Consider the following 8,737-nt stretch of genomic DNA (forward strand, 5'->3'; position numbering starts at 1 on the left):
CGAAAACGTCCGCATCTGGCCAGAACTTCGAGGGAATGACGAAGGGTCCGAGAGCGTTACCGGCACGCTCTCGGACCCCTGTCAGAACCCTCTGTCCGGGTCTTGGCTGGTGAAGGGCGGCGGGCCGCCCCGAGCCTGGGCTAGGCCCAGCCCTCCGCATCGACCACCCGGATCATCCCCTCCTGCATCACGGAGCAGACGAGCTGTCCGTCCCGGGTGTAGACCAGACCGCGGGCCAGTCCCCTGGCGCCCTGAGCGGTCGGGGACTCCTGCGCGTAGAGCAGCCACTCGTCCGCGCGGAACGGGCGGTGGAACCACATGGCGTGGTCGAGGCTGGCCATCGAGATGCCCGCGAAGGAGCGCCCGTGCCGCAGCAGCACCGTGTCCAGCAGCGTCATGTCCGAGGCGTAGGTCATCAGGCACACCTGGGTCATGCGGTCGTCGGGCAGCTTGCCGTTGACCTTGAACCACACCGGGTTGGAGGCGGTGCGCAAGTCGGGATCGCGCTCGGCCTCGAACGACATCGCACCCACCGGCCGCATCTCGATCGGGTGCCACTGCACGAAGTTGGGCACCTTGCCGAAGGCCTTGTGCAGCCGTTCACGGGTGCTGAGCAGGTCGTCGGGCGGGGGCACGTCCGGCATGGGGATCTGGTGGTCCAGCCCCGGCTCTTCCTTGTGGAAGGAAGCGGACAGGGTGAAGATCGCCTTGCCGTGCTGGATCGCCACGACCCTGCGGGTGGTGAACGAACGACCGTCGCGGACCCGGTCGACCTCGTACACGATCGGCACCGACGGGTCGCCCGGCCTTATGAAGTAGGCGTGCAGGGAGTGCACATGCCGGTCCGAGGGCACGGTCCGGCCCGCCGCAACGAGCGCCTGCCCCGCGACCAACCCGCCGAAGACCCGTTGGGGGCCCTCCGTCGGGCTGCTTCCGCGGAAGATGTTGACCTCGATCCGCTCCAGGTCCAAGACCCGCAGCAGGTCCTTCAGGGGCTGCCCGCTGGACCCGGCGTCGACGCGTTCACTCATCCTCTTCCTCTCCGTCACCGGCGGCCGACCCCACCGGTTCACGCCCCGCGACCAGCGCGAGTACCGCCTCACCGTAGCGGTCGAGTTTGACCGCTCCGACACCGGACACGGCCGAGAGCTGGGAGACGCTCGAGGGCTCCTGCTCAGCGATGGCCTGGAGGGTGGCGTCGGTGAAGATCACGTAGGCGGGGACCTTCTGCTCCTGCGCGGCCTCCCTGCGCCAGTCGCGCAGACGCTCCAGCAGCGCCTCATCGTAGGTGGACGGGCAGTCCAGGCAACGGCCGAGCTTGCGCTCGGGGGCGTCGGAGAGCACGTTCGAGCACACACGGCACCGCACGACCCCGCCCTTTCGGCGGTCCCGGCGGTTGGCGGTGGAGGGTGACGCGGGGCGCAGACCGTCGAGGAACCGCGACGGCTTGCGGGTCCTCCTTCCGCCGGGCGAACGCGACAGGGACCAGGACAGCGCCAGATGGGCGCGGGCACGGGTGACCCCGACATAGAAGAGCCTGCGCTCCTCCTCCACCTGGTCGTCGGTCTCCGCGTAGATGATCGGCATCATGCCCTCTGTGAGGCCGACGAGGAACACCGCGTCCCACTCCAGCCCCTTGGCGGAGTGCAGGGACGCGATGGTGACACCCTCGAACCCGGGTGCGTGCTCGGTGGCCATGCGCGCGTCGAGCTCCTTGACGAAGTCGGCCATGGTGGCGGCCCGGCCCTCGGTTCCCGCGCCCGCCGCCACGTCTTCGGCCAGCTGAGCCAGCGCCGAGAGCGACTCCCAGCGCTCCCTTGCCTGGCGGCCCTCGGGCGCCCTCTCCGTCAGCCCCATCTGGGAGAGCAGGTGGCGCACGGTCCGCACGAGGGGCTCGGCCTCCTCCTCGGCCGCGCCGTGCCGGGCACCGCGCAGGGTGTGCACGGCCTGCCTGATCTCGGGGCGTTCGAAGAAGCGCGCGGTGCCGCGCACGGTGAAGGGGACGCCCTCGTCGGTCAGAGCCTGTTCGTAGGCGGCGGACTGGGAGTTGGTGCGCAGCAGGACCGCGATCTCGCTCGCGGGGACCCCGTCCTCCAGGAGCACGCTGATCTTCCGTGCGACCCCGGTGGCCTCGGCGGGCTCGTCCTCGTACTCCTGGTAGATCGGGTCGGGGCCGTCGGGGCGCTGGGCCTGGAGCGTGAGGTGGTTCGCGGAGGCCGTTCCCCGGGCCTGCCCGATGACGTGGTTGGCCACTCGCACGACCTGGGGGGTCGAGCGGTAGTCGCGGACCAGCCGGACGGCCGCGGCGTGCGGGTAGCGGTTCCCGAACCCGGTCAGGTAATCCGGAGTCGCCCCGGCGAAGGAGTAGATGGTCTGGCTGGGGTCGCCGACCACGCAGAGGTCGTCGCGGTCGCCGAGCCAGGCGTCCAGGAGGAGCTTCTGGAGGGGGTTGACGTCCTGGAACTCATCCACCACGAAGTAGCGGTACTGGTCGCGGACGCGCTGGGCGATCGCCGGGTACTCGGTGATCATCCCGGCGGTGAGTTCCAACATGGACTCGAAGTCGAGGAGGTTGCGCTCGCTGCGCAGCTCCTCGTAGGCCTCGTAGACCCGCGTGACCTCGCCGGTGGACATCGGCGCCTGCCGGCCCGCCTTGGTCACGGCCTTGTCGTAGTCGCTGGGGCGTACCTGGGTGACCTTGGCCCACTCGATCTCGCTCGCGAGGTCGCGCAGCCCGATCCGATCCGGCTGCAGCCCCACCGAGTTGGCGGCACGCGCCACCGCCTGGATCTTGCTGTCGATCAGGGTGGGTTTCTCACCGCCGACCACTTGTGGCCAAAAGTAGGAGAGCTGACGGAGCGCGGCCGAGTGGAAGGTCCGGGCCTGCACCCTGGGGGCACCGAGAGAACGGAGCCGACCGCGCATCTCGCCGGCCGCGCGCGCAGTGAAGGTGACCGCGAGGATCTGCTGTTCGGAGACGATTCCGCTGGCCACAGCATGTGCGATGCGGTGCGTGATGGCCCTGGTCTTCCCCGTTCCAGCACCGGCCAGAATGCACACGGGGCCGCGCAAAGCACGCGCCGCCTCGGTCTGCTCCGGGTCCAGTCCCTCCAGGACGCGGTCGGGGTCCATGGTGCTCCTGACTCGGTTTGGGGCGGTTGTGCGCGCACAGTCTCTCAATTATCGGTTGTCAAGGGGAGCGGATCGACCGACCCTGGTTGTGGAATGGGGTGAACGAGCCAAGCAACACATTCCAGAACCAGTCGCCCTTGTGAGGCGTCCCACGTTGTGTCGTGCGGTCATGGGAAGCGGTTGGGTACCCCTTGGTGTTGGAACGGGGGGATCCATCCCGACCATGACCTTCGACCTGAAAGACGTGAGCGAGATGACGAGTACGGACACCGAGAAGTTCACCATGTACAGCACTCCCTGGTGCGGGTACTGCAGACGGCTCAAGAGCCAGCTCTCCCGCGAGGGGATCACCGTGCACGAGGTGAACATCGAGGACGATCCGGGGGCTGCGGAGTACGTCATGAAGGTGAACGGCGGCAACCAGACGGTTCCCACCGTGGTCTTCAGCGACGACTCCGCGATGACCAACCCGTCGCTCGCTCAGGTGAAGAAGAAGTTGGCCGAGCTGTCCTAGGACGAACGGCGCGGGCCGCTGCTGCGGCCCGCGCGGCGGGGGCCCTCCCTCAAGGGCTGACACCCCCGGGTCCGACCGGCGGTCCGGCCGACATCGGAGCTCGGACCATGATGACGGGGAGTGTTGAGTTGGGGGACCAAGTGAGGCCTCATGACATAGCGGTCACCGACACGGTGGACGTCGAAGTGGTGCGCCGCACCCCGAACGGGTGGCGTGTGGGCACAGGCCAGAACGGGCACGAGACGCCCGACCTGGTCAGCGCAATGGTCCTTGCGGACCTTCTCACCTCGGAAGCGGGCACGAACCGCCCTCGTACGTCGGCGCCCGGCCGGGCCCCCGAGGGAGCCACGGAGGTGGAGCGCCTTCGGCACACCATCACGCAGCTGGAACACGCCCTGCACTCGCGCGTCGTGGTGGAGCAGGCGATCGGTGTCCTCGCCGAACGGCACACGATGCCGCCGCGCGAGGCCTTCGAGAGACTGCGCTCCTCTGCCCGGTCCCGCGGACGCAAGGTCGCCGAACTGGCCCGGGACGTGGTGGAGAGCAGCACGAGCCCGCTGACCGTTCTTCCGGACGAGCTCAACACGGAGACCGGCTGACAGCACCCGGTGCGGGCTGCGGACCGTCCGATTCGGGGGGACGGACGGCCCGCGGTCACCAGCCGCCGGGGAGCTCCGCGCCGTACCAGTGCTCGACGAGAGTGCGGGCGATGGAGACCCGTCCGGGCAGGACGACCTCCGCGGCGTACACGGCCTCCGCCAGTTCGGAACGCGTGAACCAACGGGTCTCGGCGATCTCGTCGTCGGTGGCCTCGGTCTCGCCCACGGCGCGGGCGGTGTAGCCCATCATGAGGCTGCGCGGGAACGGCCAGGGCTGCGAGGACACGTAACGGGGCTGCTCGACGACCACGCCCGCCTCTTCGGCGACCTCGCGCACGACCGCCTGCTCCAGGGACTCCCCCGCGTCGACGAACCCGGCCAGCACGGAGAAGAGCCGGGCGTCCCAGTTCGGGTTGTTACCGAGGAGCGCTTCCTCCTGCCCGTCACGCTCCCGGTGCACCAGCATGATCACCGCAGGGTCCATCCGGGGGAACTGTTCGGTCCCCTCCGCCTCGCAGACCCGGACGTGCCCCGCCTTCTCGATACGGGTGCGCGCGCCGCAGCGCGGACAGAAGCCGTGGCTGGCGTTCCAGTTGGCGAGAGCGATCGCCCGGGTGAACAGGCCCGTGTCGTGGTCGTTCAGGATCGCGCCGACGTCGCGCAGGGAGGCGGGTTCGGCGACGGGGTTCGCGGCCAGGTCCGACTTGGAGCGGACCGCGAAGTAGGCGCGCTCGCCATCGGTACCCAGGAGGTAGCGCTCGCCAGCCGGGGCGTGCTGGGGGTCGGTGAGGACCAGTTCACGGGTCTGGCCAGTGGTGACCAGCGCTCTGGACTGCTTGGCCATGAGCGCCTTCCAGCCGTAGCTGCCGGGCTCCCCTCCCTCCAGGACCAGGACCCGGGTGCTCGGGTCCTGCCACGCTGCGGCCAACCATGCGTCGTCTCCGCGCCGGTGCCCGGCGGGGTCGACGGTAGAGCGGGAGAGGAGGGGTGCGGCTTCGGATTCCATACGGCCTTCCGGGTTCGTGGTTCACCTACTAGGTGTAGCGCCTTCGAGGGGATCGCGCACTGCCGTCAAGAAAACAGGGTAGGGAGTGCGGCCACCGCACGGGCGGCGGCCGCACCGGGCTCAGGCGCCCTTCGCGGCGCCCAACTCCTCCCACAGGTAGGCGGCGCTCTCGGCGCCCTTCAGCAGAAGGGGCATCTCGACCTTCTCGTTGGGGGCGTGGATGCGGTCCTCGTTGAGTCCCACGGCCACGAACACCAGCGGAGCGTCGAGGATGTCCGCGATATCCGCCTCGGGTCCGCTGCCGCCCTCACGGGTGAACAGGACCTCCTTGCCGAAGGCGCGGCCCATGGCGGAACGGGCGGCCTTCAGGGCGGTGGAGGACAGGTCGGAGGCGCAGGCACGCACACCCGGGCCGCCGAACTCCAGCTCGGCGCTGATGCCGTCGGGGGTCGCCGCCTCGACGTAGGCCCGGACGCGGTCCTGGATCTCCAGGGGCTCCTGTCCGGGCACCAGGCGGAAACTGATCTTGGCGTGCGCGGAGCGGGGAACGATGGTCTTGCCGCCCGTCCCGGTGTGGCCGCCCCACATGCCGTTGATCTCCGCTGTGGGTCGCAGCCAGACGCGCTCCAGGGTGCTGTAGCCCTTCTCGCCGCGGGCCGCCGCGGACGCCGCCGTGGCCAGCCAGCGCGCCTCGTCGAAGGGCAGGCGGGCGATGAGTTCGCGCTCTTCGTCACTGGCCTCGACGACACCGTCGTAGAAGCCGGGGATCGCGACGCGGTTGTCGGCGTCATGCAGGCCGGAGAGCAGGTCGCTCATGACCTTGAGCGGGTTGGGGACGGCACCGCCGAAGGAGCCGCTGTGCAGGTCCCGTTCGGGGCCGTACAGGTTGACCTCCACGTCGGTGACACCGCGCATGCCCACGCACATGGAGGGGGTGTCGGGGGCCCACATGGTGGTGTCGGAGATGACGGCGACGTCGCAGGCCAAGCGCTCGCGGTTGGCCTTCATCAGCTTGGCGAAGTGCACCGACCCGGACTCCTCCTCGCCCTCGACGAGGAGCTTGACCGTGACCGGAGGGGCGTCGGCGCCGGAGGCGGCCAAGGCGGCGCGCACGCCCAGGGCGTGGAAGAGGACCTGGCCCTTGTCGTCGGAGGCTCCCCGCGCGTAAAGGGAGGTGCCGCGCTCGGTGGGGACGAAGGGCTCGGTCTCCCACTCCTCGACGGGGTCGACCGGCTGCACGTCGTGGTGGCCGTAGACGAGCACGGTGGGCGCCTCGGGATCGGCCGCGGGCCACTCAGCGAACACGGCGGGCAGGCCGGGTGTCTCCCAGACCTCGACCGTGGGGAACCCGCTCTGGGTGAGGTGGTCGGCCAGCCACCCGGCGGAGCGGCGCACGTCCTCGTGGCGCTCGGGGTCTGCGGAGATCGAGGGGATCGCCAGCCACTCTTTGAGCGCAGCGAGGAACCCGTCCCGGTGGGCCTCGATGTAGGCGCGTGCGTCCATGTGCCGTCCTTGTCCTAGACATCCTTGTCGACATCGACCATAGAACCTGGACACACATGACCGACCACGCTAATCTAAAACCAAATGGTTGTAGATAACGAATCCAGTGAGCACGCGAGCGTGGACCGGTTGTTCCACGCCCTGTCCGACGCCACCCGCCGTGACATCCTCCACCGCTCAGTGGAGGGCGGCCTATCGGTGTCAAGGCTGGCCGGGTACTACCCGATGAGCTTCGCGGCAGTGCAGAAACACGTCACGGTGCTGGAGCGGGCCGGTCTGGTGAGCAAGGAGCGCCGCGGACGGGAGCAGCTCGTGCGCACCGAACCCGACGCCGTGCACCGGGCTCGATCGGCCCTCGACCGGATCGAGGACCTCTGGCGCGGACGCGTGGAGCGCATGACCCTACTGCTCACCGAGGCCCCCGAGGCCGGGGAGTCCGACCCGGGCGAGGACAAGGCAGAAGACCCAGGCGCTTAGGCAGCACCACGAGAGGAATTGACCCGATGAGCGTCACCAGTGTCGACAAGGACTTCGAGAACCGGACCCTCACCCTCGTTTGTGATCTCCCCGCCAGCGTGGAACGGGCGTGGGAGCTCTGGGCGGACCCGCGCCAGCTTGAGCGGTGGTGGGGACCGCCGACCTACCCGGCGACCATGGAGAAGCACGAGCTGACGCCCGGCGGCGACGTCACCTACTTCATGACGAGCCCCGAGGGCGACCGGCACCACTGCTGGTGGCGGATCGTCGCGGTGGAACCGCCGACCACTCTGGAGTTCCTGGAGGGGTTCGGGGAAGAGCCGGGCGAACCCGGGGGCATGCCGAGCGTCACCATCCGATTGGTGATCAGCGAGCACGGCGACGGCGCCCGTATGGTCTTGCGCTCGACCTTCACGTCGTTCGAGGCCATGGAGCAGATGATCGAGATGGGCATGGACGAGGGCATGAGCGCGGCGATCGGACAGATCGACGAGCTGCTCGCCGCCTGAGCCCCGAAGCGGCTCAGGCCTGGGCGGTGTCCGCGCGGCGTGACGATCGGCCAGCCGGGCAGGGCCCTCGACCCACCCGACTCCGGGTTTCCGGCGTTTCGGATGGAACCATTTGCGGTGTTCGGGACTCTGACGACACGGGGCGGGAAAGTCCCGTCCCGGACCCAGGAGGCCCGTGTGAGCACCAACCCCCAGATCGCCGCCAGGTTCGGCGACCTCTTCGACGTCCTGGACACCGACGATGACAAGACCGTGACCTGGAACGACTACCAAAGACTCGTGGACCGGTACGTGTCCGGCTACGGCCTGGAAGCGTCGGCACCCCGGGCGCAGGCCATCCAGACGGCATACGAGTCCCTGTGGCAGAAGCTGGCCGGACAGGCCGAGGAAGAAAGTCTGGACCGCGAGCAGTTCGTGGCCGCCATGCACGCGGCCGCGGAGGACCGCAGCCCGTCCAACGCGGCCGAGGCCGTGGCGGAAGCGGTGTTCGACCTGCTCGACGCCGACGGCGACGGCCGGATCAGCGAACAGGAGTTCCTGGTCTACGCCAACACCCTCGGCGCAGAGGAACAGGGCGCCAAGAAGCGGTTCGCGCACGTCGACACCGACGGCGACGGCGACATCAGCCGTGAGGAGTTCGTGCTGTCCGCCCGGCAGTACCTGTTCGGCAACGACATCGACTCCCCTGGCGGTTTCGTTTTCGGCGTGGTCTAATTCGGCACGGACTGACTCTCGTGCGAACTCCCAGCGAGTGAATTCCCAGGGGCCACAGCGCCCGTTCTCGCAGCCTGGATTTCCTCTATGCGGCTGGGGCTTCCCTTCCGGTCGGCAGTTCCTCCGATAGCTGCAGGGCTGCCCCTGGCGACTGGGGGTGTCCTCCTTTCCCGCCGCAAAATTGTGGCCGTCTCCGCTGCGCGCCTCAAGGTCGTCGCCATCGAGCGCTTCGCGCGTCAACGGCGCTCCACCTTGACCCGCTCCGCTACGACGGCGGGTTGGC

At 69.1% G+C, this 8,737-nt stretch carries 9 protein-coding genes; 5 read left to right on the plus strand and 4 right to left on the minus strand.

Translation table 11 applies throughout. The features are described 5' to 3' along the window. Positions 1–140 precede the first annotated feature (140 nt). Together tesB and ACYVD1_RS23735 are read right to left on the minus strand one after the other, a co-directional pair. Positions 141–1,031, minus strand: coding sequence for an acyl-CoA thioesterase II (gene tesB, locus ACYVD1_RS23730; protein ID WP_460776687.1), 891 nt, complete (start codon positions 1,029–1,031; stop codon positions 141–143). Next, a complete protein-coding gene (locus tag ACYVD1_RS23735) occupies positions 1,024–3,132 on the minus strand; it encodes an ATP-dependent DNA helicase UvrD2 (RefSeq protein WP_460776688.1) in 2,109 nt (702 codons plus the stop codon). Before ACYVD1_RS23735 ends, tesB begins: the two co-directional genes overlap by 8 nt. Before the next feature lie 223 nt (positions 3,133–3,355). On the opposite strand from ACYVD1_RS23735, the gene ACYVD1_RS23740 reads away from it, so the two are divergent. Continuing rightward, positions 3,356–3,646 carry a mycoredoxin gene (locus ACYVD1_RS23740; protein ID WP_460776689.1) on the plus strand — a complete coding sequence of 97 codons (291 nt, stop codon included), beginning with the start codon at positions 3,356–3,358 and terminating at the stop codon, positions 3,644–3,646. A gap of 110 nt (positions 3,647–3,756) precedes the next feature. Then, the gene (locus ACYVD1_RS23745; RefSeq protein WP_460752503.1) at positions 3,757–4,245 is read left to right on the plus strand and encodes an ANTAR domain-containing response regulator; all 489 of its coding nucleotides are present in this window, start codon (positions 3,757–3,759) and stop codon (positions 4,243–4,245) included. A 55-nt stretch (positions 4,246–4,300) separates the two neighbouring features. On the opposite strand, the gene nudC is transcribed toward ACYVD1_RS23745, so the two are convergent. Beyond that, positions 4,301–5,251, minus strand: a complete 951-nt coding sequence (gene nudC / locus ACYVD1_RS23750; RefSeq protein WP_460776690.1) for an NAD(+) diphosphatase — start codon at positions 5,249–5,251, stop codon at positions 4,301–4,303. 120 nt (positions 5,252–5,371) lie between these two features. After that, positions 5,372–6,754 carry a dipeptidase gene (locus ACYVD1_RS23755; protein ID WP_460776691.1) on the minus strand — a complete coding sequence of 461 codons (1,383 nt, stop codon included), beginning with the start codon at positions 6,752–6,754 and terminating at the stop codon, positions 5,372–5,374. An 84-nt stretch (positions 6,755–6,838) separates the two neighbouring features. Between ACYVD1_RS23755 and ACYVD1_RS23760 the strand changes: the two genes are divergently transcribed. From ACYVD1_RS23760 to ACYVD1_RS23770, 3 genes are all read left to right on the plus strand, one after another. Then, positions 6,839–7,231 carry an ArsR/SmtB family transcription factor gene (locus ACYVD1_RS23760; protein WP_460776692.1) on the plus strand — a complete coding sequence of 131 codons (393 nt, stop codon included), beginning with the start codon at positions 6,839–6,841 and terminating at the stop codon, positions 7,229–7,231. A gap of 26 nt (positions 7,232–7,257) precedes the next feature. Further along, a complete protein-coding gene (locus ACYVD1_RS23765; RefSeq protein WP_460776693.1) occupies positions 7,258–7,740 on the plus strand; it encodes an SRPBCC family protein in 483 nt (160 codons plus the stop codon). A gap of 177 nt (positions 7,741–7,917) precedes the next feature. After that, positions 7,918–8,454 carry an EF-hand domain-containing protein gene (locus ACYVD1_RS23770; RefSeq protein WP_460776694.1) on the plus strand — a complete coding sequence of 179 codons (537 nt, stop codon included), beginning with the start codon at positions 7,918–7,920 and terminating at the stop codon, positions 8,452–8,454. Positions 8,455–8,737 lie beyond the last annotated feature (283 nt).

The organism is Nocardiopsis nanhaiensis (genome assembly GCF_054778635.1).

Excerpts from the sequence above, each read along its gene's own strand:
- ACYVD1_RS23735 (WP_460776688.1), bottom strand. The coding sequence starts at position 3,132 with ATGGACCCCGACCGCGTCCTGGAGGGACTGGACCCGGAGCAGACCGAG.
- ACYVD1_RS23765 (WP_460776693.1), top strand. The coding sequence starts at position 7,258 with ATGAGCGTCACCAGTGTCGACAAGGACTTCGAGAACCGGACCCTCACC.
- ACYVD1_RS23745 (WP_460752503.1), top strand. The coding sequence starts at position 3,757 with ATGACGGGGAGTGTTGAGTTGGGGGACCAAGTGAGGCCTCATGACATA.
- nudC (WP_460776690.1), bottom strand. The coding sequence starts at position 5,251 with ATGGAATCCGAAGCCGCACCCCTCCTCTCCCGCTCTACCGTCGACCCC.
- ACYVD1_RS23740 (WP_460776689.1), top strand. The coding sequence starts at position 3,356 with ATGACCTTCGACCTGAAAGACGTGAGCGAGATGACGAGTACGGACACC.
- tesB (WP_460776687.1), bottom strand. The coding sequence starts at position 1,031 with ATGAGTGAACGCGTCGACGCCGGGTCCAGCGGGCAGCCCCTGAAGGAC.
- ACYVD1_RS23760 (WP_460776692.1), top strand. The coding sequence starts at position 6,839 with ATGGTTGTAGATAACGAATCCAGTGAGCACGCGAGCGTGGACCGGTTG.
- ACYVD1_RS23755 (WP_460776691.1), bottom strand. The coding sequence starts at position 6,754 with ATGGACGCACGCGCCTACATCGAGGCCCACCGGGACGGGTTCCTCGCT.